General features: G+C 65.1%; 25 protein-coding genes, 1 tRNA gene and 1 pseudogene. 19 read left to right on the top strand and 8 right to left on the bottom strand.

The genetic code is table 11. The annotated features are described in order from the left end of the window. Positions 1-20 precede the first annotated feature (20 nt). Positions 21-1,334 (bottom strand): nicotinate phosphoribosyltransferase, encoded by a 1,314-nt coding sequence (locus tag G6N15_RS01660; RefSeq protein WP_083084009.1) that lies wholly within the window; start codon positions 1,332-1,334, stop codon positions 21-23. 47 nt (positions 1,335-1,381) lie between these two features. On the opposite strand from G6N15_RS01660, the gene clpS reads away from it, so the two are divergent. The 11 genes from clpS to rdgB all read left to right on the top strand — a co-directional run bounded on the left by clpS (position 1,382) and on the right by rdgB (position 8,767). Next, the gene (gene clpS / locus G6N15_RS01655) at positions 1,382-1,684 is read left to right on the top strand and encodes an ATP-dependent Clp protease adapter ClpS (RefSeq protein ID WP_083084012.1); all 303 of its coding nucleotides are present in this window, start codon (positions 1,382-1,384) and stop codon (positions 1,682-1,684) included. Between the two features lie 23 nt (positions 1,685-1,707). Then, a complete protein-coding gene (aosR, locus tag G6N15_RS01650) occupies positions 1,708-2,280 on the top strand; it encodes an oxidative stress transcriptional regulator AosR (RefSeq protein WP_083084015.1) in 573 nt (190 codons plus the stop codon). A 16-nt stretch (positions 2,281-2,296) separates the two neighbouring features. Beyond that, positions 2,297-3,328, top strand: coding sequence for a P1 family peptidase (locus G6N15_RS01645; RefSeq protein WP_083084018.1), 1,032 nt, complete (start codon positions 2,297-2,299; stop codon positions 3,326-3,328). Positions 3,329-3,346: 18 nt separating this feature from the next. Beyond that, positions 3,347-3,802, top strand: coding sequence for a Mov34/MPN/PAD-1 family protein (locus G6N15_RS01640; RefSeq protein WP_179961773.1), 456 nt, complete (start codon positions 3,347-3,349; stop codon positions 3,800-3,802). A gap of 19 nt (positions 3,803-3,821) precedes the next feature. Then, positions 3,822-4,094 (top strand): MoaD/ThiS family protein, encoded by a 273-nt coding sequence (locus tag G6N15_RS01635; RefSeq protein WP_083084024.1) that lies wholly within the window; start codon positions 3,822-3,824, stop codon positions 4,092-4,094. Positions 4,095-4,096: 2 nt separating this feature from the next. Next, positions 4,097-5,059 carry a cysteine synthase gene (locus tag G6N15_RS01630; RefSeq protein WP_083084027.1) on the top strand — a complete coding sequence of 321 codons (963 nt, stop codon included), beginning with the start codon at positions 4,097-4,099 and terminating at the stop codon, positions 5,057-5,059. Beyond that, positions 5,056-5,712 (top strand): rhomboid family intramembrane serine protease, encoded by a 657-nt coding sequence (locus G6N15_RS01625; protein ID WP_083084546.1) that lies wholly within the window; start codon positions 5,056-5,058, stop codon positions 5,710-5,712. Before G6N15_RS01630 ends, G6N15_RS01625 begins: the two co-directional genes overlap by 4 nt. Further along, positions 5,709-6,527, top strand: coding sequence for a glutamate racemase (murI, locus tag G6N15_RS01620; RefSeq protein ID WP_083084030.1), 819 nt, complete (start codon positions 5,709-5,711; stop codon positions 6,525-6,527). The genes G6N15_RS01625 and murI overlap by 4 nt, the downstream gene beginning before the upstream one ends. Before the next feature lie 73 nt (positions 6,528-6,600). Further along, positions 6,601-7,374 carry a cyclic nucleotide-degrading phosphodiesterase gene (locus G6N15_RS01615; protein ID WP_083084033.1) on the top strand — a complete coding sequence of 258 codons (774 nt, stop codon included), beginning with the start codon at positions 6,601-6,603 and terminating at the stop codon, positions 7,372-7,374. Between the two features lie 17 nt (positions 7,375-7,391). After that, positions 7,392-8,171, top strand: a complete 780-nt coding sequence (rph, locus tag G6N15_RS01610; RefSeq protein ID WP_083084035.1) for a ribonuclease PH — start codon at positions 7,392-7,394, stop codon at positions 8,169-8,171. Then, entirely contained in the window at positions 8,168-8,767 is a 600-nt protein-coding gene (gene rdgB / locus G6N15_RS01605) for an RdgB/HAM1 family non-canonical purine NTP pyrophosphatase (RefSeq protein WP_083084037.1), read from the top strand. The genes rph and rdgB overlap by 4 nt, the downstream gene beginning before the upstream one ends. A gap of 67 nt (positions 8,768-8,834) precedes the next feature. Here the strand turns inward: rdgB and G6N15_RS01600 are convergent, their stop codons facing one another. Beyond that, positions 8,835-9,191 carry a DUF3817 domain-containing protein gene (locus G6N15_RS01600; RefSeq protein ID WP_083084039.1) on the bottom strand — a complete coding sequence of 119 codons (357 nt, stop codon included), beginning with the start codon at positions 9,189-9,191 and terminating at the stop codon, positions 8,835-8,837. Next, complete coding sequence (locus tag G6N15_RS01595) at positions 9,188-9,568, bottom strand: hypothetical protein (protein ID WP_083084041.1); 381 nt, start codon at positions 9,566-9,568, stop codon at positions 9,188-9,190. The genes G6N15_RS01600 and G6N15_RS01595 overlap by 4 nt, the downstream gene beginning before the upstream one ends. A gap of 376 nt (positions 9,569-9,944) precedes the next feature. Here G6N15_RS01595 and G6N15_RS01590 point away from each other — a divergent pair. Together G6N15_RS01590 and G6N15_RS01585 are read left to right on the top strand one after the other, a co-directional pair. After that, positions 9,945-10,028, top strand: a tRNA-Leu gene (locus tag G6N15_RS01590). Positions 10,029-10,616: 588 nt separating this feature from the next. Next, positions 10,617-11,615: a hypothetical protein gene (locus tag G6N15_RS01585; RefSeq protein ID WP_139797662.1), complete on the top strand. Its 999-nt coding sequence runs from the start codon at positions 10,617-10,619 to the stop codon at positions 11,613-11,615. Between the two features lie 193 nt (positions 11,616-11,808). Here the strand turns inward: G6N15_RS01585 and G6N15_RS01580 are convergent. Both G6N15_RS01580 and G6N15_RS23015 read right to left on the bottom strand, forming a co-directional pair. After that, positions 11,809-12,653: pseudogene (locus tag G6N15_RS01580) on the bottom strand (alpha/beta fold hydrolase). A 111-nt stretch (positions 12,654-12,764) separates the two neighbouring features. After that, positions 12,765-13,139: a lipoprotein LpqH gene (locus G6N15_RS23015; RefSeq protein ID WP_232070520.1), complete on the bottom strand. Its 375-nt coding sequence runs from the start codon at positions 13,137-13,139 to the stop codon at positions 12,765-12,767. Positions 13,140-13,399: 260 nt separating this feature from the next. Here G6N15_RS23015 and G6N15_RS01570 point away from each other — a divergent pair, with 260 nt between their 5' ends. Next, the gene (locus G6N15_RS01570) at positions 13,400-14,476 is read left to right on the top strand and encodes a phosphotransferase family protein (RefSeq protein ID WP_083084050.1); all 1,077 of its coding nucleotides are present in this window, start codon (positions 13,400-13,402) and stop codon (positions 14,474-14,476) included. A gap of 9 nt (positions 14,477-14,485) precedes the next feature. On the opposite strand, the gene G6N15_RS01565 is transcribed toward G6N15_RS01570, so the two are convergent. Genes G6N15_RS01565 through G6N15_RS01555 form a run of 3 tightly spaced genes read right to left on the bottom strand, consistent with a single transcriptional unit; the run spans position 14,486 to position 16,987 of the window. Next, entirely contained in the window at positions 14,486-14,914 is a 429-nt protein-coding gene (locus G6N15_RS01565) for a TIGR03618 family F420-dependent PPOX class oxidoreductase (RefSeq protein ID WP_083084053.1), read from the bottom strand. Positions 14,915-14,970: 56 nt separating this feature from the next. Beyond that, on the bottom strand, positions 14,971-15,792 hold the full coding sequence (locus G6N15_RS01560) for a mycofactocin-coupled SDR family oxidoreductase (protein ID WP_083084056.1): 822 nt from the start codon (positions 15,790-15,792) through the stop codon (positions 14,971-14,973). A 31-nt stretch (positions 15,793-15,823) separates the two neighbouring features. Continuing rightward, positions 15,824-16,987 carry an acyl-CoA dehydrogenase family protein gene (locus G6N15_RS01555; RefSeq protein ID WP_083084058.1) on the bottom strand — a complete coding sequence of 388 codons (1,164 nt, stop codon included), beginning with the start codon at positions 16,985-16,987 and terminating at the stop codon, positions 15,824-15,826. 133 nt (positions 16,988-17,120) lie between these two features. Here G6N15_RS01555 and fabG point away from each other — a divergent pair, with 133 nt between their 5' ends. The 5 genes from fabG to G6N15_RS01530 all read left to right on the top strand — a co-directional run bounded on the left by fabG (position 17,121) and on the right by G6N15_RS01530 (position 22,270). Continuing rightward, positions 17,121-17,861: a 3-oxoacyl-ACP reductase FabG gene (gene fabG / locus G6N15_RS01550; protein ID WP_083084061.1), complete on the top strand. Its 741-nt coding sequence runs from the start codon at positions 17,121-17,123 to the stop codon at positions 17,859-17,861. Positions 17,862-17,938: 77 nt separating this feature from the next. Then, complete coding sequence (locus G6N15_RS01545; protein WP_083084064.1) at positions 17,939-19,144, top strand: acetyl-CoA C-acetyltransferase; 1,206 nt, start codon at positions 17,939-17,941, stop codon at positions 19,142-19,144. Further along, positions 19,141-20,334 (top strand): CoA transferase, encoded by a 1,194-nt coding sequence (locus G6N15_RS01540; protein ID WP_083084066.1) that lies wholly within the window; start codon positions 19,141-19,143, stop codon positions 20,332-20,334. Before G6N15_RS01545 ends, G6N15_RS01540 begins: the two co-directional genes overlap by 4 nt. Positions 20,335-20,359: 25 nt before the next feature. Continuing rightward, positions 20,360-21,553, top strand: a complete 1,194-nt coding sequence (locus tag G6N15_RS01535; protein ID WP_083084068.1) for an acyl-CoA dehydrogenase family protein — start codon at positions 20,360-20,362, stop codon at positions 21,551-21,553. 3 nt (positions 21,554-21,556) lie between these two features. Next, entirely contained in the window at positions 21,557-22,270 is a 714-nt protein-coding gene (locus tag G6N15_RS01530) for a GntR family transcriptional regulator (RefSeq protein ID WP_083084071.1), read from the top strand. Positions 22,271-22,273 lie beyond the last annotated feature (3 nt).

Here is a 22,273-nt window from a genome sequence, read left to right as displayed (position 1 = left end):
GCGTGGGCTTACTCCTGCCTTCAGTGTTGCCGGTGGCGGGCCGGGATCTGCCGTGTCGGGATCGCCGGATCGCCGTGCGACAACATCAGACCCTCCCACGGCAGGCTGCGCAATCCCGATGCCACCAATTTTCGCGCGGCGGGCAGATCCGTGTCCGCCACCAGCCCGCCGCCGCGGACCAGCGGGACTGTCAACACGCGGCACGGCTCGGCCATATCGGGCGGGTGGCCTGCAGGGTGCACGACCTCTTCGGTGATTGTGCCTGTCGGGCGACACACTCGCATCGCTTCTTTGCGGCCACCTTGAGATTCCTTGTGGCTGCTGCGTTTCTGCACCGGTATGCCGTCCACTTCCACCAGCTTGTAGATCATGTTCGCCGTCGGCGCGCCCGATCCCGTGACCAGCGAGGTGCCGACGCCGTAGCTGTCGACCGGATCGGCGCCCAGCGCGGCGATGGCGAACTCGTCGAGGTCGCCGGACACCACGATCCTGGTCTGGGTCGCACCAAGGTGGTCGAGCTGCTCTCGAACTTGGCGGGCCAGCACTCCCAGCTCGCCAGAGTCGATGCGCACCCCGCCAAGCCCGGTGCCTGCCGCCGCCACCGCGTTGGCCACGCCGGTCGTCACGTCATAGGTGTCCACCAGCAGTGTGGTTCCGGTGCCGAGCGCGTCGACCTGGGCGCGGAAGGCGGCCAGCTCGTCGGGCCCGTCGGGGTGGGTGTGCAGCAAAGTGAACGAGTGCGCAGCGGTGCCTTCTGCCGGCATCCCGTATCGACGCTGGGCCTCCAGATTGGATGTGGCGGCGAACCCGGCGATGTAGGCCGCGCGCGCCGCCGCGACCGCGGCTTGCTCGTGGGTTCGTCGCGAGCCCATCTCGATCAACGGACGCTCGCGGGCGGCGCTGACCATGCGGGCGGCAGCGGACGCGATTGCACTGTCGTGATTGAAGATTGACAATGCCAGCGTTTCGAGCACTATGCACTCGGCGAAGCTGCCATGCACGGAAAGTACTGGAGAACCAGGGAAATACAGCTCACCCTCGGCGTAGCCGTCGATATCGCCGCGGAATTCGTAGCGTCGCAGGTATTCCAATGTGCCGGGGTCCAGAAATTCCGCAAGCACTGCCAGTGCATCGTCGTCGAACCTGAAGCTCGGCAACGCTTCCAGAAACCGCCCGGTGCCGGCGACCACCCCGTACCGGCGGCCGTCTGGCAGCCGGCGGGCGAACAGCTCGAAGGTGGCTCGGCGACCTGCGGTACCGTCGCGCAGCGCAGCGGCCAGCATGGTCAATTCGTACTTGTCGGTCAGCAGCCCAGCCCAGGCCGAGTCGTTCACACGGCAACGGTATCGGGTGCGCCGCCGCGGCTCGGTATCCTAGGGCCATGGTTGCGTCTGCGCCGACCAAGCCGGGAACCACCGGACAACGCCATGTCGAACCGGTTGACGTCACCGCCAGTCCGTGGGTGACCATCGTGTGGGACGATCCGGTCAACCTGATGACCTATGTGACCTATGTCTTCCAGAAGCTGTTCGGCTACAGCGAGCCGCATGCCACCAAGCTGATGCTGCAAGTCCACAACGAAGGTAAGGCTGTGGTGTCGTCGGGCAGCCGTGAACAAATGGAAATCGACGTGTCCAAGCTGCATGCCGCCGGGCTGTGGGCGACCATGCAGCAGGACCGCTGACGGTCTAGGACGTCTAGGACGCTGTGCGCAAGTGGAAGCGGGTGGAGACCGCGGATGGTCCCCGGTTTCGGTCCGCGTTGGCCCCTCATGAGGCGGCGCTGCTGAAGAGCCTGGTCGGCTCGCTGATCGCCATGCTCGACGAACGCGAATCTTCGACGCCGCCAGACGAACTCGAGCAGATCACCGGGATGAAGACTGGCAATTCCGAGCCGCCGGGGGACGCGACGCTGCGGCGGCTGCTGCCCGATTTCTCCCGGCCGGACGAGGAAGATCCCGACGCGGCCGAAAGTCTCAACGCCGCTTTGCGCAGCTTGCACGAACCGGAGATCATCGACGCCAAACGCGTTGCTGCGCAACAGCTGTTGGACACCGTTCCGGACGACGGCGGTCGGCTCGAGCTGACCGAGGACGCCGCCAACGCCTGGATCGCTGCGGTCAACGACATCCGGCTGGCGCTGGGCACCATGCTCGATATCAGCCCGGCCGGGCCGGAACGCCTGCCAGACGACCATCCGCTGGCTCCGCATCTCGACGTCTACCAGTGGCTGACCGTCTTGCAGGAATACCTGGTGCTGGCGTTGATGGGGCGCCGATGACGCGGATGGCGACGCGATGAACTCGATCACCGACGTCGGAGGCATCCTCGTCGGCCATTACCACCGGCTCGATCCCGACGCGGCCAGGGGCAGCGGCTGGGCGCGTGGCGTCACCGTCGTCGTGACACCGCCGGGCACGGTCGGTGCCGTCGACGCTCGCGGCGGGGCACCCGGCAGCCGCGAGACCGATCTGCTCGACCCAGCCAACAGCGTGCGCTACGTCGACGCGGTGCTCATCGCCGGGGGCAGCGCCTACGGCTTGGCGGCCGCCGACGGCGTCATGCTCTGGTTAGAGGAACACGGCCGCGGCGTCGCACTGGCCGGTGGGGTGGTGCCCATCGTGCCCGGAGCGGTGATCTTCGATCTGGACGTCGGCGACTGGGCCTGCCGGCCCACCGCCGAGTTCGGGTACGCCGCCTGTGAGGCTGCCGGCGTCGAGGTCGACGTCGGCACGGTCGGCGCCGGCGTGGGAGCCTGTGCAGGCGTGCTCAAGGGCGGTGTCGGTACGGCGTCGACGACGCTGCCGTCCGGGGTGACGGTCGGAGCGCTGGTCGCCGTGAACTCTGCGGGCAATGTCATCGACCAGGCCACCGGGCTTCCGTGGATGGCGCAGCTGGCCGAGGAGTTCGGGCTGAGGCCGCCGCCGACCGACGAGCTCGCCACCCTGGCGCAGCTCGAAAGCCCGTTGAGCTCGCTGAACACGGCGGTTGCGGTGGTCGCCACCGATGCCGCGCTCAGTCCGGCCGCTTGCCGGCAGGTCGCCAGCACCGCCCACGACGGACTGGCCCGCAGCATCCGGCCCGCGCACACCCCGGTGGACGGCGATATGGTGTTCGCGCTGGCCACCGGGGCGGTCGAGGTGCCGCCACCCGTGGATACGCCGGCTGCCTTTTCTCCGGAGACGGCGCTGGTAACCGCAGTGGGGTCGGCGGCAGCCGACTGCCTGGCCCGCGCCGTGCTGGTCGGCGTGGTTGCCGCCGAGTCGGTGGCCGGAATACCGACCTACCGGGACACGTTGCCCGGAGCATTCGAGCGACCGCGCCGGTGACGATGCAGAGCGAAAGCGATGAGGAGGAACGGCGCACATGACCGAGAGGAAATCGGTGACGTGCTGGTGATCCGCGCCGATCTGGTGGACGCGATGGTCGCGCACGCGCGCGCCGATCACCCCGACGAAGCGTGCGGGGTACTAGCCGGCCCGGAAGGCTCGCACCGTCCCGAGCGGCATATCGCGATGGTCAACGCGGAACGCTCGCCGACGTTCTACCGCTTCGACGCGCAAGAGCAACTCAAGGTCTGGCGCGCCTTAGAAGATTCGGGCGATGCTCCGATCGTCATCTATCACTCGCACACGGCGACCGAGGCCTACCCGAGCCGGACCGATATAAGCCTGGCCGCTGAGCCCGACGCCCATTACGTACTCGTGTCTACCCGCGACCCGGACCAGCACGAGTTGCGCAGCTACCGCATCATCGACGGCGTCGTCACCGAAGAGCCCGTCAAGGTCGTCGAGCAATACTGAGAGCTTTAAAGGAAGGCCCATGAGCGTCACCGTGTCCATCCCGACCATCCTGCGGCCCCACACCAAGGGGCAGAAACGCGTCGAAGCCACCGGCGACACACTGCGTGCGGTCATCGACGATCTGGACGCCAACTATTCGGGAATCTCCGACCGACTGGTCGACAATGGCAAGCTGCACCGGTTCGTCAACATCTATGTCAACGACGAAGACGTCCGGTTCTCCGGCGGCTTGGACACCGCAATCTCTGACGGCGACTCGATCACCATCTTGCCGGCCGTCGCCGGTGGTTAAGCGTGTCCCGATACGACTCGCTGCTGCAGGCGCTGGGTAACACGCCGCTGGTCGGGCTGCCGCGCCTGTCGCCGCGATGGGACGACGAGCCGCACGTGCGCTTGTGGGCCAAACTCGAAGACCGCAACCCGACCGGGTCGATCAAAGACCGGCCGGCACTGCGGATGATCGAGCAGGCTGAGGCCGACGGGCTGCTGTCCCCGGGTGCGACGATCCTGGAGCCCACCAGCGGCAACACCGGAATCTCGTTGGCGATGGCGGCCCGTTTGAAGGGGTACGGACTGATCTGCGTGATGCCGGAGAACACCTCGATCGAGCGGCGTCAGCTGCTCGAGCTCTACGGCGCAAAGATCATCTTCTCGCCCGCCGAAGGCGGATCCAATACCGCGGTCGCCAAAGCCAAGGAGCTCGCCGCGGCCAACCCGTCGTGGGTGATGCTCTACCAATACGGAAATCCGGCCAACACCGACTCGCACTACTACGGCACCGGCCCGGAACTGCTGGCGGACCTGCCCGAGATCACGCACTTCGTCGCCGGCCTGGGCACCACGGGCACGCTGATGGGCACCGGCCGGTATCTGCGCGAGCACGTGCCAGGGGTACGCATCGTCGCCGCCGAGCCCCGCTACGGCGAGGATGTCTACGCGCTGCGCAATATCGACGAAGGCTTCGTGCCCGAGCTCTACGACCCCGACGTGCTGGCCACCCGCTACTCGGTCGGCTCCGCTGACGCGGTACGGCGCACCCGGGAGCTGATCGACGCCGAAGGCATCTTCGCGGGCATCTCCACCGGCGCGGTGCTGCACGCCGCGCTCGGCGTCGCGGCGAAGGCACAAGCCGCCGGCGAGCGTGCCGACGTCGCGTTCGTGGTCGCCGACGCGGGATGGAAGTACCTGTCGACCGGCGCCTACACCGGTACCCTCGACGAGGCCGAGGACGCGTTGGAAGGGCAACTATGGGCATGAGCCGTCAGCCGGCGGCCCGCCGACCACAACCCGCGAAACGGCCCCGGTGGCAGGTCGGGGCGGCCACCATCATCAGTTTTGTCGCGCTGCTCTACCTCGCCGAGTTGATCGACCAACTCAGCGGCCACAATCTGGATCGCAACGGCATCCGCCCGATGGAGACCGACGGCCTGTCGGGCATCATCTTCGCGCCGCTGCTGCACGCGAACTGGGCACATCTGATGGCCAACACCGGACCGGCGCTGGTTCTCGGTTTTCTGGTGACACTGGCCGGGCTGTCGCGATTTGTCTGGGCCACCGCCATCGTGTGGATCGTCGGCGGCTTCGGCACCTGGCTGATCGGCAACGTCGGCTCGGCATGCGGGGAGACCGACCACATCGGGGCCTCCGGCCTGATCTTCGGCTGGCTCACCTTTTTACTGGTGTTCGGATTTTTCATCCGCAGCGGCTGGCAGATCGTCCTCGGGCTTTTGGTGCTGTTCTTCTACGGCGGCATCCTGTGGGGGGCCGTGCCGGTGCTGAACATGTGCGGCGGCGTGTCCTGGCAGGCGCATCTGTGCGGCGGCATCGCGGGCGTGCTGGCCGCTTATGCACTGTCCGGCCCGGAACGCAAGGCGCGCGCTCAGCGCAGAGCTGGTCTGGTGCACCGGTGAGCTCGGCACTGGCGCCCGTCGGGGTGTTCGACTCCGGCGTCGGCGGGCTCACCGTCGCGCGGGCGATCATCGACCAACTGCCCGACGAAGACATCATCTACGTCGGCGATACCGCCAACGGGCCCTACGGTCCGCTGACCATCCCCCAAATCCGCGCGCACGCACTGGCCATCGGCGACGACCTCGTCGACCGCGGCGTCAAGGCATTGGTGATCGCCTGCAACTCGGCGTCGTCGGCGTGCCTGCGCGACGCCCGAGAACGCTACGACGTGCCCGTCATCGAGGTGATCTTGCCGGCGGTGCGACGGGCCGTGGCCGCCACACGCAACGGTCGCATCGGGGTCATCGGGACACGGGCGACCATCGCCTCGCACGCCTATCAGGACGCGTTTGCCGCGGCCCGCGACACCGAGATCACCGCCGTGGCGTGCCCGCGGTTCGTCGACTTCGTTGAGCGCGGCATCACCAGCGGCCGCCAGGTGCTCGGGCTGGCCGAGGGCTATCTCGAGCCGCTGCAGCGGGCCGGGGTCGACACCTTGGTCCTGGGGTGTACGCACTACCCGTTGCTGTCGGGGCTGATTCAGTTGGCGATGGGCCAGCACGTCACGCTGGTGTCCAGCGCCGAAGAGACCGCTAAAGAATTAGTGCGGGTGCTCACCGAGCAGAATCTGCTGCGCCCGCATGAGGCGCCACCCGCGACGCGCGTATTCGAGGCCACCGGCGACCCGGAGGCGTTCACCAGGTTGGCGGCGCGATTTCTGGGGCCGGCGATTACCACCGTGCAGCCTGTTCACCGCCGCTCGCCGGCCCGCTAGATGGAGCGGTGATGCCCGTCCCATACCAAAGCGGCAATGTTTTCGCCAACAGGCTATCGGGCATGGCACAGTAGTGACCGTGCGAATGACCGTGCTCGGCTGCTCGGGCAGTGTGGTGGGTCCGGATTCGCCGGCATCGGGTTACTTGTTACGGGCGCCAGATACTCCACCTCTGGTCATCGACTTTGGTGGGGGAGTGTTGGGTGCGCTGCAGCATCAAACCGATCCAGCGTCGGTTCATGTCCTGCTGTCGCATTTGCATGCCGACCATTGTCTGGACTTGCCCGGGCTGTTCGTGTGGCGTCGCTACCACCCGACGCCCCCCGAGGGCAAAGCGTTGATGTACGGCCCGAGCGACACCTGGGCGCGGCTGGGCGCGGCATCGTCGCCATACGGCGGCGAGATCGACGACTTTTCGGACATCTTCGATATCCGTCACTGGGTCGACGGTGAGCCGGTGACTTTGGGCGCGTTGACGGTGCTGCCGCGAGTTGTTGCCCACCCGACCGAGTCGTACGGCATGCGGTTCACCGATCCGGACGGGGCGACGTTCGTCTACAGCGGCGACACAGGTTGCTGCGACGCGCTGGTGCAGCTCGCGCGCGATGCCGATGTCTTCCTGTGCGAAGCGTCGTGGACACACTCGCCGCAGCGGCCGTGCAACCTGCATATGTCGGGCACTGAAGCCGGGCGGGTGGCCGCCGAAGCCGGTGTGCGAGAACTGCTGCTTACGCACATCCCGCCATGGACGTCACGTGAGGACGTGATCAGCGAGGCCAAGGCAGAATTCCACGGTCCCGTGCACGCGGTGGTGTGTGGAGAGACCTTCGAGATCCAGCATTCTTGACCCGTTAGGGTTGACGGGTGTCCACACGAGAAGACGGTCGCCTCGACCACGAGCTGCGCCCAGTGGTCATCACCCGCGGGTTCACCTCACACCCGGCCGGTTCGGTGTTAGTCGAATTCGGCCACACCAAGGTCATGTGCACGGCGAGCGTCATCGAGGGCGTGCCGCGCTGGCGCAAGGGATCCGGATTGGGTTGGCTCACAGCCGAATACGCGATGCTGCCGGCGGCCACCCACACTCGCGGCGACCGGGAATCGGTGAAGGGCCGGCTGTCCGGGCGGACCCAGGAAATCAGCCGGCTGGTCGGGCGTTCTCTGCGGGCGTGCATCGACTTGGCGGCGTTAGGGGAGAACACGATCGCGGTCGACTGCGATGTGCTGCAAGCCGACGGCGGCACCCGCACCGCGGCAATCACCGGTGCCTATGTGGCCCTGGCCGATGCGGTGACGTATTTGTCGGCGGCGGGCCTGCTTTCCGACCCGCGGCCGCTGTCATGTGCGATCGCCGCGGTCAGCGTCGGGGTAGTCGACGGCCGAATCCGGGTGGACCTGCCCTACGAAGAAGACGCTCGCGCCGAGGTTGACATGAACGTCGTGGCCACCGACACCGGAACACTGGTCGAGGTGCAGGGCACCGGCGAGGGCGCGACGTTCCCGCGCTCGACGCTGGACAAGATGCTTGACGCCGCATTAGCCGCCTGCGACAAGCTGTTTGCTGCGCAACAGGAAGCTTTGGCGCTGCCGTATCCGGGTGTGCTACCCGAAGGGCCGGCTCCGCAGAAGGCGTTCGGCACCTGACCCGACTGCTGGTCGTCAGCCGCAACCGCAAGAAGTTGGCTGAACTGCGCCGGGTGCTGGACTCGGCCGCGGTGTCGTTGACGTTGGTCTCGCTCGACGATGTGCCGCCGTTCGACGAGACGCCGGAAACCGGTGCGACATTCGAATACAACGCGTTGGCCAAGGCCCGTGACGGTTTCGCCGCTAGTGGGTTGTCATGTGTCGCAGACGATTCCGGGTTGGAGGTCGACGCTTTGAACGGCATGCCTGGGGTGTTGTCGGCGCGCTGGGCGGGCGTGCATGGCGACGACGCCGCCAACACCGCGCTGTTGTTGGCGCAACTGCGCGACGTGCCTGACGAGCGGCGTGGCGCGAGGTTCGTGTCGGCCTGCGCGCTGGTGTCGGGCTCGGGTGAAGTTGTGGTGCGTGGTGAGTGGCCGGGCACGATCGCGCACGAGCCGCGCGGCGACGGCGGCTTCGGTTACGACCCGGTGTTCATTCCGGAGGGATCTGACCGTACAGCCGCGGAGCTCAGCCCGTCTGAGAAAGACGCGGTATCGCACCGGGGCCGCGCGCTCGCGTTGCTGGTACCCGCCTTGCGTGAGCTTGCAGGTTGAGGGGCGCGACTCTGCGGTTTCATACGCGACACGCCGGCGATCCGTACCAAACGGCAGAGTCGGCGAGCTACAGGTTGAACCGCGCCTTGACGCTTCGGGTTTGGAAGTGCTCGACGATGATTCCCAGAAGCGGGATGGTGCCGGACAGCAGCACGCCGATGGTCTTGGCGATCGGCCAACGGACCTTCACCGCCAGATTGAATGCAGCCAAGACGTAGGTGAAGTACACCCAACCGTGCACCACTTCGATCCATCGGATTTCGTGGTGGAAGACGAGGTGCGAGACGATTTCGTAGCACAGCGCGATCAGCCAGATACCCGTCGTCCAGGCCATGACGCGGTAGGCCAGCAGCGCGGTGCGGATCTTTTCGACGGGCACGGCTGGCGGGGCGTGTTGAGCTTCGGGCGTCTCGGGCGCGGTCATGCGGTCGTCCTCTTCTGTCTTTGCTGGTCTGATTTCGCCAGTTCGGCAAGGTAGGCGTTGTACTCCTGCAATGCGGGATCGTCCGTTGGCGGCGGAGCGGCTCGCGGACGCTCCGGCAGCAGCCCGGGAGGTATCTCCGTCATCGCGGCATTCTTGCGTGGCTCCGGCGGCGCTTCCTCATAGCGAACGAACTTGCGGTACGCGTACACACAGAACCAGGCGAAGAGCGGCCACTGCAATGCGTAGCCGAGATTCTGGAAGGTGCCCGACGCCGACTGAAATCTCGTCCACTGCCACCAACCGAGAGCCAGGCAGCCACTGGCGGCGATGATCACCAGCAGGATCAGTGCTGGCCTGCGACGACGCGTAGTGGACACCTTTTGACGGTACCGCGCTGCTCCGTAAGCGCTCGCGCCTTGGGCCCGACGAACTCATGAAGGCGGGCAACCGCTGCCTCGCGGTAGACGGCGACCTGATACTTGCTCGGCGTCGTCCACGAAATTCCTAGCTCGTCGAGAGCGGCGCAGAAGAGCCCGCGGATATCGTCCGATCGGTTCGAGAAGTGATAGCTAACGCTGCGTACACCGCGGTCATTAGCAACGCGCGGTCGTTCATCCCGGTTGCAATGAGTCGTTGCACTGCCTGGAACTCTTCCGCAGACCGCACAATTGCACCTCGCTCGCCGTGATGGCCCCACCCTAGGAGGCACCACCGACAGATTCGTCGACAAGCGAGCGGTACGATCGGCAAGCTGCGGGCGTGATGGAATTGGCTTACATGCCGGCTTTAGGTGCCGGTGCTCGAAAGAGCATGAGGGTTCGAATCCCTCCGCCCGCACTGATGCGATTGCAGCAATTTCTGCTGCAGCACAACAGTTTCACGTTGGCGATCATCAAACAGGTTGCAGGTTCCAACGTCACATTGTTGTTCCCATACCCGTTGCAGCGCAAGCACATTGAACCGTCCGTAGGCCATGCGGCATGATCATGCGCACCAGTGCGTGTTGACCGCCGCGCGGAGTCATCCGGTGCACGACTTCTGCCATCGTAGACAGCCGCAATCACGGCGGAGGACACTGAGAGGCTTGCCCTGGCACTGCAGCGTCCATCGAGCACAAAAGCCCGCACGAATTGAGCGGACTTTTCAGCGTGCCTCTGGCCAGGGATTGTCCCACTTTGTACGATCCGTCTTACGGCGATGTCGCTGCTGACAAAAGAACGGTTACCCTGCCGCCTTACGGCTGTGGCAATACGCTTATATGCCGGGTATCTCCGCAAAGGAGAGGGATCATGCGGCGGTTGTGGTCTCCGCGAATGGTTGCAGCGTGTTAGCCCGGCATCCACGGGCCGCGACGACATCCGCCGTGTCGACGCCGATACTTGGGCGCCCATTCGTACCGCAGTACGGCTTTAGGACGTGGTCCTGGTGAACTGGTCAGACAATGTGACGACGGCATTCGCAGTGCTGCTGACGATCGGGTTGGCCGGCTTGGCATTGGTCGTGATGGATTTCTTCGGCGGCCCGACCAGAGAGGTTCGGCAACCGGCGTCCGTCGCGGCCGGGCCGCAGAAGCGTCCCCGCCGATCGCGCGTCGACCATGCGAGGGCACCAGCCGAACCGAAGCCGTCGCGCATGCAGTTGAAAGCCGAGTCACGGGCACGCGCACAAGCCCGAGAAGCGGAAACTGTGGCCGCTGAGGCGCGAGTGCGGGCAGGAGCCGCGGAAGCCGAAGCCCTGGCCGCCGAAGCCGGAATTCTGGCTGCCCAAGCCGAAGCTCTGGCCGCCGAGGCGCGGGCGCGGGCCGAAGCCGGTAAAGCCGAGGCTCTGGCCGCCGAGTTGCAGAAGCGGGCGAGGGCTCGGGCCGAAGCCGCCGAAGCCGAAGCTGCGGCCGCTGAGGCGCGGGCGCGGGCCGAAGCCGGTAAAGCCGAGGCTCTGGCTGCCGAGTTGCGGAAGCGGGCGCGGGTACGGGCCGAAGCCGCCGAAGCGGAAGCTGTGGCCGCCGAGGCGCGGGCGCGGGCGGAAGCCGCCGAAGCGGAAGCTGTGGCCGCGGAGGCGCGGGCGCGGGCCAAGGCCGGCGAAGCGCAGGCCCTGGCCGCTGAGGCGCGGGCGTGGGCGGAAGCCGCCGAAGCGGAAGCTGTGGCCGCTGAGGCGCGGGCGCGGTTAGAAGGTGGCGAAGCCGAAGCCGTGGCCGCTGAGGTGCGCGAGCGGGCGCGGGTGCGGGCGGAAGCCGCCGAAGCCGAAGCCGTGGCCGCTGAGGCGCGGGCGCGGGCGGAAGCTGGCGAAGCGGAAGCTGTGGCCGCGGAGGCGCGGGCGCGCGCGGAAGCCGCGGAAGCCGAAGCCGCGGCCGCCGAGGCGCGGTCCCGAGCGATCAAGCTGCGGCTTGAGGCAAAAAGCAGCGCCAGGCCGCTTCGTCGCCCCGAATAGGCGCGTACCTAAGCCCGACTGCACCCGGATCACCGCTAGTGCGGAATGTCCGTTGCCATTAATTCAGCGATTGCGACCGCCCCGCTGCGTGAACCAGATGCTTAACGCGACGGAGGCGATCACGATGATGCTGAGCAGGATGGCGGTTGTCATCGCAATAACCTATCGATGAGCAACGAGCCACAGGAGACCGCTAGATCGGATGGGCGGCGAACCACTCAAGCAACAAGTCGGCGATCGCATCGGGCTGTTCGTCAGGTATCCAGTGGGACACGCCACGCAGAATCTCGAAGCGGTATTCGCCGGTGACGTAACGACCGCAGTTGCGAACCGCCTCGCTGAGCACAGCTGTATCCCCGTCGCTCCACACGTACAGCGTCGGGACGCTGATCTTGCCCACGGCGCTTCGCATGTCCGACAGCGGCATCGCCCGATACCAGTTGAGCGCGGCGGTCAACGCACCGGACTCAACCATCGCACGCGCGTCGCGCTCGGCGGCCTCGGCCGACTGCCCGCTCGATCGCAAGCCCTAGCCAACCGCTCCGTATCTCCTTGCCTACCAAGGAGAAACAGTTCGGGAAGCCGCGGCAGCTGGAAGGCGTACATGTACCACGACGCGAGACCCTGACGACTGGTAACCAGGGCTCTCAGGAACGCGGCGGGGTGCGGCACAGACAACGGCGACGCGGTCGCAACGCGGTCCGGCATTTGCGCGGCGACGCCCCACGCCACACCCGCGCCCCAGTCATGACCAACCAGATGCACGCGGCTCGCGCCGCTGGCGTCGAGCAATGCACGGACGTCCTCGACGAGCTCCGGCATGAGATAGTCACGCCGGCGCGTAGGGCGGGCCCCGGGAGAGTAGCCACGCTGATTGGGGGCCAAGCAGCGATATCCTGCTTCGCTGAGCCGGTCGATGACCTTACTCCAGCTGGTATTGAACTGCGGAAAACCGTGCAGTAGAACTACGGTCGGCGCGTCACTCGGGCCTTCATCGATCACGTCGAAGACGAGGTTTCCGCGGCGGTATTGGTCCATGGCTTCAGCGTGAATCTCGACTAGTACGCGAATAGCCTTCGGCTCCCGCCACATCCGGCAACGTGCCGACCGTTTCGCCCCCGATCACATAGCCGCGCCTCGAGCGCGGTTTCAGCATTGGGTCTCGATCTTGAAGTCAGCCGTTTTCGGCGTCGTCGGATTCTCCGTATTCGTCCCTTGCGCCGTGCCGGTAATCCGGTACGTGCCGTTGGTGAAAGTCGCCTTGGCCGTGCCGACGCCGGCGTCGGCGATCCCGGTGAAGCCGTTGACGTTGTTGATGTTGACGCTCTCAGCTTTCGGATTATCAGACTGCAGTCGCAGCATGGCCTGCACACTGCCGGGGGCTGCACCGATGTCGACCGACACCAACCACTCAACTTGAGTGCACGACACAGCATGCGAGGTGCGAGTGTGGCCGTCGACGGTGATCCGAGCGGTCTTCTGCGGCACCGTTTCGGAGTGTGAACACGCCAGACTGCCTGTCATCACTGCCAAAGCCATAACCACCGCCGCGACGATCCGGTTTCTCACCGGGCACCTCCGTTCCAGCAGCGATGCGCTGCTGCCTGCCGCACCAATTTCTACCAGTTCAGTGGGCGCATCGAGGCGTAATCCGACGAACCACGCGCTGCGCCGATCGACTGCTATGGCAGTTGCCGTATGGCTTACAGTTGACAAATCAGTCCGTAGACCGCCGGCTAGCTGGGAGGCACGTTGCCGAACAGAATGACCAACCCGTCGCTGCGATGAGTGCTGCATTGTCTATACCCCGATACCCAAACGACGTGACCCGTGAGTGGCTGTCGGCCGCCCTCAGTGATCGTGGCACGCCGGTCGAGGTCTCCGAAGTCGGTGTTGTGCCTATCGGCACCGGACAGACGGGTGCGACGTTTCGGATCGCGGCCAGCTATGCGACAGCGCCGTCGGGCTTACCGGATACCTTCGTCATCAAATTGCCTGCCCAGGACGACACTGTGCGCGACCGCGTGGTCATCGGTTACCGCAGTGAGTGCGCGTTCTACTCGGCCATTGCCGAGCGGGTGCAGGTCCCCACACCGCAATGCTTCTACTGCGCGATCACCGAAGACGCGGCGGAATATGCGCTTTTGCTCGCCGACCAGGCACCAGCCGTGCAGGGCGATCAAATCGCGGGCTGCGGTGAGCAGGAGGCCCATCTGGCGGTGATGGCGCTGGCCGGTCTACATGGGCCGAGCTGGTGCGATCCGTTGTGGCTTGATTTCCCCGGCATCGCCTTCACGCGGCCAGATGAGGCCTCAGCCCAAGGCCTCGGGGAGGTCGCCCGAATGAGCGCCGACATCACGCTGAGCAAGCTCGGCGATCGGATGAGCACCGGCGATCGGGAAACTTTCACCAGCGCAATGGATTTGGTCACACCATGGCTGCTGGCAGAACGCGACCGGTTCGCGTTGCTGCACAGCGACTATCGCCTCGACAACATGCTGTTCAACCGAAACAGCAACAGCATCACCGTGGTCGACTGGCAGACCCTCGGCATGGGGTTGCCCGCACGCGACCTTGCATATTTCACTGCCACCAGTCTCAGGTCGGATCTGCGTTCCGCCATCGAAAAAGACCTTGTCGAGGACTATCACCGGACGCTGTCAGGCTACGGCGTCACCGACTATGACCGTGAAACCTGTTGGCGCGACTACCGACTCGGCATGCCACAGGCGCTGCTGATCTCGGCTTTGGGATTCGCCTTCGCCACGGCCACAGACCGCGGCGACGACATGGTGCTGACCATGTTGCAGCGCGGCTGTCATGCGATCCGCGATTTGGCGACGCTCGAACTGATCGGCTGATGATGCGGGCTAGAGGTCGCCAGTGAAGTCGGCCGTGAGCCAGCGGTCGGGTCGGATGGTGAACAACACCTCCTCGTGGCCTTCCATACTGCGAACGAATGCCCGGCCACCTTCCTCGCCGAGGTAACGGATGGCGATGGCTTCCTGGACGTCTGCTGGAGCGGGCCGAGTGGTTTCGGTGACGGTGCCCTCCACCGCCACGTATTGATAGGGCGGCTCCTCGCGCTGGACCACAAGCGTCACCGCGCCGGCCCGCTCGATGAGCCGCGCCTTGCGAGTTGAGGGCCCGGTCATAATCCGGATGTTCCTACCAGGGGAGTAGTCGTACCAGATCGGAACACTGGCCGGCGGCCGACCGTCAGCGGCTGCGACGGACAGTACGGCGACATGCTTGGCGGCGAGGAAGTCCTGACGTTCGGTCTCGGTGAGAGCTTTCATGTGGCGTGAAAACGCTAATCCCAAAGTTCTATTCCCGGTGCAGGCCGGAAGGCCGATCAGTATTGGGTCGAACCCTGGTCGACTGGGATGCGAGCTGCGGTGACATGGCGCGATTCATCGCTGGCCAGCCAGCACACCGCATCGGCGATGTCTTCGGGCTGTGACACCCAGTCGGGCAGAAATGGTGTGAGCACGTTGGCCAATTGCGGATTGGTTTCGCTGGCTTTGCCGATCGCCGCGACCATGTCGCCGCTACCCATGGGTGTATTAACCGGACCTGGATGCACGCTGTTGACCCGAATCGAATGCTTGCCCAGCTCAGCGGCGAACGCGCGGGCCATCCCGGTTACGGCGTGCTTGCTGGCGGTGTAGTGGACCATGAACGGTTGCATTTTCATCCCGGCGGCGGAGCTGATCAAGATGATCGAGCCGCCTCGGCCGCCGTCGATGATCTTCTGCGCGCCGGCCATCACGGTGTTCCAGGTGCCGGTCACGTTGACGTCCATGACATCGCGGAATGACTCCGGCGTGATCTCGTTCCAGGCTTGCGGAGCGGCGATGCCGGCGTTGGCGACGATGACGTCGAGCCGTCCCAGCGCAGCCACACCGTCGTCGACGGTCTCGCGCAGTGCGTCGAAGTCGCGGGTGTCGACGGCCGAGGCGAGGATTTTGCGGCCGGTGCCTTCCACTAGACGAACCGTCTCGTCGAGATCGTCGGGGGTTGCCGAGTCATAGGGCACGCACGACGGCAGCTTGCCGGCGACGTCCACCGCGATGATGTCGGCGCCTTCGCCGGCCATCCGAACGGCGTGCGCGCGGCCTTGGCCACGCGCGGCTCCGGTAATGAATGCCACCTTGCCCGCGAGTCGGCCGGTCATGCGCTCTCCTCAAGATTGTGGTCGAAAGTCGTCACTGCTGACGTTGGGCCGCTCTGACGAGATTCGACCCGATGATAAGCCGCTGAATTTCGCTGGTGCCTTCGTAGAGACGCAGCAGGCGGACATCGCGGTAGATGCGCTCGACGGGAACCTCGCGCATGTAGCCGCTGCCGCCGTGGATCTGCACGGCGAGATCGGCTACCTTTCCGGCCATTTCGGTGCAAAACAGTTTCGCTGCAGACGGCGCGATGCGGCGATCCCGATTACTCTCCCATTGCCGAGCGGTGTCACGGACGAGAGCCCGCCCGGCCAGCACCCCGGTCTGCTGGTCGGCGATCATCGCCTGCACCAATTGGAAGTTTCCGATCGGCGTGCCACCCTGAGTGGCCGTCGCCGCGTACGCCACGGATTCGTCGAGTGCGCGCTGCGCTGTTCCCACGGCAAGGGCGGCGATGTGTACGCGGCCACGGGCCAGCGAGGTCATCGCCGCCCGGTAGCCGATGTCTTCACTGCCCCCGATCAGGGCGCTGGCGGCAACGCGGACATCGGTAAAGCTGACGTCGGCCGTCCACGCTCCTTCCTGACCCATCTTGGCGTCCTTGGCGCCGACCTCGACACCTGCCGTCTCGGCGGGAACCAGGAACACCGCGATACCGGGGCCGGCGTCATCGGCGGGCCGCGTTCGCGCGAAGACAACGAACAGATCGGCGACCGGCGCATTGGTGATGAAGCGCTTCTGGCCGGAGATAATCCAATCGTCTGCATCCCGAACGGCTTTCGTGCGCAGCCCGGACGGATTCGAGCCAGCACCCGGCTCGGTGAGCGCGAACGACGCGACAACATCGCCGGATGCCATCGGCTCCAGCCAGCGGCTCTTCTGCTCCTCGGTGCCAAACCCGACGAGCACCTGACCGGCGATGCCGTTGTTGGTGCCAAACATCGACCGCAGGGCCAGCGACGTGTAGCCCAACTCCATCGCCAGCTCGACGTCTTGCATCAGGTTCAGGCCCAGGCCGCCCCACTGCTGCGGGATCGCGTAGCCGAACAGGCCCATCTTCTTGGCTTGGTCGCGCAGGTCGTCGGGCACTTGGTCGTTGGCCAGTATCTCCTGCTCGCGTGGTACGACGGCGGTGCGCACGAAGCGGCGGGTCTCCGCCAGGATCTGCTGAAAATCCTCGTCGCTGACTTCGGCCATAGACGAATGCTCCTCTTCGGCGGCTCGGATGCCTACCCGGTGGTCGCAAGCGATCCTATATGAAATATGATGTAGCAGCGACGGCCGCCCACGCTGGAGTGGGCGGTCACGGGACAAAGAGATAGGTGGTTAGGTGTCGTTGCTGACCGGGCGCACCGCCGTCGTCACCGGCGGTGCACAAGGATTGGGATTCGCAATCGCGGAGCGATTCGTCGCCGAAGGAGCCCGAGTTGTGCTGGGCGATATCAATCTTGAGGCCACCGAGACCGCTGCCAAGCGCTTGGGCGGCGACGACGTCGCGCGGGCAGTGCGATGCGACGTCACTGTTGCTGTCGACGTCGACAGCCTGGTCGGAGCCGCCGTCGAGCACTTCGGTGACCTGGACATCATGGTCAACAATGCCGGCATTACCCGCGACGCGACGATGCGCAAAATGACCGAAGAGCAGTTCGACCAGGTCATCGCGGTGCACCTGAAGGGAACCTGGAACGGCATCCGCAAGGCTGCGGCGATCATGCGCGAGAACAAACGCGGCGCGATCGTGAACATGTCGTCGTTGTCGGGAAAGGTCGGTCTGGTCGGGCAGACCAACTACTCGGCCGCCAAGGCCGGCATCGTGGGTATGACGAAGGCCGCCGCCAAGGAGCTCGCTCACCTCGGCGTGCGCGTGAACGCGATTGCGCCGGGTTTGATCCGCTCGGCGATGACGGAGGCCATGCCGCAACGTATTTGGGACGAGAAGGTCGCCGAGGTCCCGATGGGACGCGCTGGTGAGCCCAACGAGGTAGCCAACGTCGCATTGTTTTTGGCCTCCGACCTCTCCTCGTACATGACCGGCACGGTAATCGAGGTCACCGGCGGGAGGTTCATGTGACCGTGCCGAGCAGACGCAAAAGCACCCAATCCGACACAAATTCGGGGACTTTTGCGTCTGCTCAGCCACGAGAAGCGGTGATCTGCGAACCGGTGCGCACGCCGATTGGCCGTTACGGCGGGATGTTCAAGTCGCTGACGGCCGTTGATCTCGGCGTCGCCGCATTGAAGGGGCTTCTCGACCGCACGGGAATCCCATCGGAGTCGGTGCACGACGTCATTCTCGGGCACTGCTATCCGAGCAGTGAGGCGCCGGCGATCGGGCGAGTAGTGGCGCTTGACGCTGGCTTGCCCGTGACCGTTCCGGGCATGCAGATCGACCGTCGCTGCGGATCGGGCTTGCAGGCGGTGATTCAAGCCTGCCTTCAGGTGAGCAACGGCGACAACGATCTCGTCGTCGCCGGCGGCGCCGAGAGCATGAGCAACGTTGTCTTCTATTCCACCGACATGCGCTGGGGCGGCGCCCGAACCGGCATCCGGGTGCACGACGGACTGGTTCGCGGACGCACCACCGCGGGCGGGCGAAACTACCCGGTTCCGGGCGGGATGTTGGAGACCGCGGAAAACCTGCGCCGGCAGTACAACATTTCCCGCACCGAACAAGACGAGCTCGCGGTGAGCTCACACCAGCGGGCGGTCGCCGCACAAAAGGACGGCATCTTCGCAGAGGAGATCATCCCGGTCGCAGTGCCGACCCGCCAGGGCGAGGAACTGATCGACACCGATGAACATCCCCGGGCCGACACCACCGTAGAGTCGCTGGCCAAGCTCAAACCCGTGCTGCTGAAAGACGATTCGGAAGCGACGGTGACCGCCGGCAACGCCAGCGGGCAAAACGACGCGGCATCGATGTGCGTGGTCACCACCCGGGAGAAGGCCGACGAACTGGGGCTGACGCCGCTGGTCCGGTTAGTGTCGTGGGCCGTCGCGGGTGTAGCGCCCAACGTCATGGGTATCGGTCCGGTGCCTGCGACAGAGGTGGCGCTCGCCAAGGCAGGTCTGCGGCTGGCGGACATCGACCTTATCGAACTGAACGAAGCCTTTGCCGCCCAAGCGCTTGCGGTGATGCGCGAATGGAACTTCAGCACCGCCGACCGTGAACGCACTAACGTCCACGGCTCCGGCATTTCGCTGGGCCACCCGGTCGGTGCGACTGGCGCGAGGATGCTGGCCACGCTGGCGCGCGAGCTCAACCGGCGTCAGGCGCGCTATGGCTTGGAAACCATGTGTATCGGCGGGGGCCAGGGACTTGCCGCTGTCTTCGAGCGGGTCGGCTACCGATGAACATGCCGCTCACCGGTGTCACTATCGTCGAGGTGTCCAGCTTCGTCGCCGCACCATTGTGCGGTATGACGCTCAGCCAACTTGGCGCAGACGTGATTCGGGTCGACCCGATCGGCGGTGCGTCCGACGTCCACCGCTGGCCGCTGGCCAAAAGCGGCGCCTCGATCTACTGGACCGGGCTGAACAAGGGGAAGCGTTCGGCGACTATCGACCTGCGTTCACCGGACGGGCAACGGCTGGTCCAGCGGCTTGTGGTGGAAGGTGACGGCATCGTGGTAACCAATACCGCGGGCTTGTCGTGGCTGTCGTATGAGCAGCTGGCCAGCCTCAGATCGGACGTCATCCACGTCCAGTTGCTCGGCCGCGGCGACGGATCCACCGCGGTCGACTACACGGTCAACGCGGCGACAGGATTCCCACTGGTGACCGGTCCGACCAACCATGTCGGGCCGATCAACCACGTGCTGCCGGCCTGGGACGTGTGCTGCGGTCTGTATGCGGCGTTGGCGGTGACTGCCGCGCTGCGTCGCCGCGACAATTCCGGAGTTGGGGCGCAAGTCAGTGTGGCGCTGGAGGATGTGGCGCTGGCAACTGCGGCCAATTTGGGTTGGTTGACCGAGCCTCAGATAAACGGCACGCAGCGCCCACGGCTGGGCAATGCGATCTACGGACAGTACGGTCAGGACTTCACCAGTCGCGACGGGGTCGCGTTCATGGTTGTGACGTTGACCGGCCGCCACTTTCGCGATCTGGTCGGGGTCACGGGCACCGCTGCGGCTGTGTCGGCCCTCGCCGAGGCACTCGGCGCCGACTTCACGACCGAAGGTGACCGCTACCGCTACCGCGATGCGCTGACGGCTCTGTTCGGCGTCTGGTTCGCCGATCACACCGCCGAGCAGATCAGCGAGGCGCTGTCTGGAACCACTGTGTTGTTCGAACGCTACCGGACGTTCGCCGAGGCCGCCGCTGACCCACGGGTGACGGCGAATCCGTTGTTCTCTGCGCTGCACCAAGACGGGATCGGGGATTATCTGGCTCCAGGGTTGCCGACCGCCTTCGACGGCGTGCACCAGCCGAGCACGCCCGCGCCGAACCTGGGCCAAGACACGAACGATGTGCTTGCCCAAAGCCTGGGGTTGAGTCCCGACGACATTGCCCGCTTGATCAGCGCGAAGACGATCGCTTGCTGAGCCGGGTAGAGGAGAAAGCAACAGCATGACCAGACTTGCGCAGACGCTCGAACTGACCGAGTTCCAGACCGAAATCCTTGCCACTGTGCGGCAATTCGTCGACAAGGAAGTCATTCCGAGCGCGCAGGAACTCGAACACAATGACACCTACCCGCAGGCCATCGTCGACCAGATGCGCGACATGGGCCTGTTCGGGCTGATGATTCCCACCGAGTATGGGGGACTGGGCGAGTCCTTACTGACCTACGCACTGTGTGTCGAGGAACTCGCACGCGGCTGGATGAGCATTTCGGGGGTGGTCAACACCCATTTCATCGTCGCGTACATGTTGCGCCAGCACGGAACGGACGCGCAGAAACAGCACTTACTGCCTCGTATGGCCACTGGCGAAGTGCGCGGGGCTTTTTCGATGTCCGAGCCGGAGCTGGGCTCCGACGTCGCGGCGATACGGACCCGGGCCGCACGCAATGCCGACGGCACCTACACCATCGACGGGCAGAAGATGTGGTTGACCAACGGTGCCAGCTCGTCACTGGTTGCCGCGTTGGTGCGCACCGATGAGGGAGCCGAGACGCCGCACCGCAATCTGACGGCCTTCCTCATCGAAAAGCCCACCGGGTTCGGCGAAGTGGCACCAGGTTTGGTGATCCCCGGCAAGATCGACAAACTTGGCTACAAGGGCATCGACACGACTGAACTGATCTTCGACGGGTATGCGGCAAGCGCCGATGACGTTCTCGGCGGTACACCCGGACAAGGCTTCTACCAGATGATGGACGGCATCGAAGTCGGCCGGGTCAATGTCGCGGCCCGGGCTTGTGGTGTGGGTATCCGGGCCTTCGAACTCGCGGTGCGATACGCACAACAACGCCAGACCTTCGGCAAACCGATCGCCGAACACCAGGCCATTGCTTTCCAATTGGCCGAAATGGCAACCAAAGTGGAAGCCGCGCATTTGATGATGGTCAATGCTGCCCGCTTGAAAGACTCCGGCGAGCGCAACGACCTCGCTGCCGGTATGGCCAAATACCTGGCCAGCGAACTGTGCAGCGAGATCACCCAGCAGAGCTTCCGGATCCACGGCGGCTACGGCTATTCCAAGGAGTATGAGATCGAGCGGCTGATGCGCGACGCGCCGTTCCTGCTCATCGGCGAGGGAACCAGCGAGATACAAAAGTTCATCATCAGCAAGCGACTGCTTGCCGAATATCGGATCTGACCCGTGACCGCTCCGGATTTCGCCGCGCGTCCACAACTGTCGGAAGACGTCGCACGCTTCGTGCGTAACAGGATTTTCGACGGCACCTATGCCGCCGGCGAGTATGTTCGCCTTGACCAGCTGGCTGCAGAGTTGGGAATCAGTGTGACGCCCGTGCGCGAGGCCTTGTTTCAGCTGCGCGCGGAAGGTCTGCTGGCTCAGAAGCCGCGCCGCGGGTTCGTGGTATTGCCGGTGACTAGTCGAGATCTCACCGATGTGGCGAACGTCCAGGCGCACGTCGGCGGAGAACTGGCCGCACGGGCCGCTATCAATATCAAAGACGACGGGCTGCGCGAGCTCAAGCAAATCCAAGCGCAGCTGGAAGCTGCTTATGCCAGCAACGACAACGAACGAGCGGTCCGTCTCAATCACGAATTCCACCGGGCCATCAATGTTGCCGCGGATTCACCCAAGCTTGCCCAGTTGATGTCCCAGATCACCCGCTATGCCACGGAATCGGTGTTTCCGACGATCACCGGCTGGCCGGACCAGTCGATCAAAGACCATCGCCGGGTGCTGGCCGCGCTAGAGAAACGCGACGACAAACTTGCCCGTAAAGCGATGTCTGAACACCTTGCGGCAGGAGCAGTTCCGTTGATCGAGCACCTTATCGAGCACGGAGTGGTCGACGAAGCCGACCGTCCGAACTCGCTTCGGCGGGTGCGCTTCCCAAGTTGACCG

Origin of the sequence: Mycobacterium noviomagense (genome assembly GCF_010731635.1) — a bacterium.
GTDB lineage: Bacteria > Actinomycetota > Actinomycetes > Mycobacteriales > Mycobacteriaceae > Mycobacterium > Mycobacterium noviomagense.
Note: the sequence above shows the minus strand (reverse complement) of the source record. Positions and strands in the feature narration are given on the sequence as shown.

Coding starts and splice junctions, on each gene's coding strand:
- G6N15_RS01535 (WP_083084068.1), top strand. CDS start 20,360: ATGACCAGACTTGCGCAGACGCTCGAACTGACCGAGTTCCAGACCGAA.
- G6N15_RS01540 (WP_083084066.1), top strand. CDS start 19,141: ATGAACATGCCGCTCACCGGTGTCACTATCGTCGAGGTGTCCAGCTTC.
- G6N15_RS01635 (WP_083084024.1), top strand. CDS start 3,822: ATGAGCGTCACCGTGTCCATCCCGACCATCCTGCGGCCCCACACCAAG.
- G6N15_RS23015 (WP_232070520.1), bottom strand. CDS start 13,139: ATGACAGGCAGTCTGGCGTGTTCACACTCCGAAACGGTGCCGCAGAAG.
- G6N15_RS01625 (WP_083084546.1), top strand. CDS start 5,056: ATGAGCCGTCAGCCGGCGGCCCGCCGACCACAACCCGCGAAACGGCCC.
- clpS (WP_083084012.1), top strand. CDS start 1,382: ATGGTTGCGTCTGCGCCGACCAAGCCGGGAACCACCGGACAACGCCAT.
- G6N15_RS01570 (WP_083084050.1), top strand. CDS start 13,400: ATGAGTGCTGCATTGTCTATACCCCGATACCCAAACGACGTGACCCGT.
- G6N15_RS01555 (WP_083084058.1), bottom strand. CDS start 16,987: ATGGCCGAAGTCAGCGACGAGGATTTTCAGCAGATCCTGGCGGAGACC.
- G6N15_RS01640 (WP_179961773.1), top strand. CDS start 3,347: ATGAGGAGGAACGGCGCACATGACCGAGAGGAAATCGGTGACGTGCTG.
- G6N15_RS01560 (WP_083084056.1), bottom strand. CDS start 15,792: ATGACCGGCCGACTCGCGGGCAAGGTGGCATTCATTACCGGAGCCGCG.
- G6N15_RS01600 (WP_083084039.1), bottom strand. CDS start 9,191: ATGACCGCGCCCGAGACGCCCGAAGCTCAACACGCCCCGCCAGCCGTG.
- G6N15_RS01565 (WP_083084053.1), bottom strand. CDS start 14,914: ATGAAAGCTCTCACCGAGACCGAACGTCAGGACTTCCTCGCCGCCAAG.
- G6N15_RS01645 (WP_083084018.1), top strand. CDS start 2,297: ATGAACTCGATCACCGACGTCGGAGGCATCCTCGTCGGCCATTACCAC.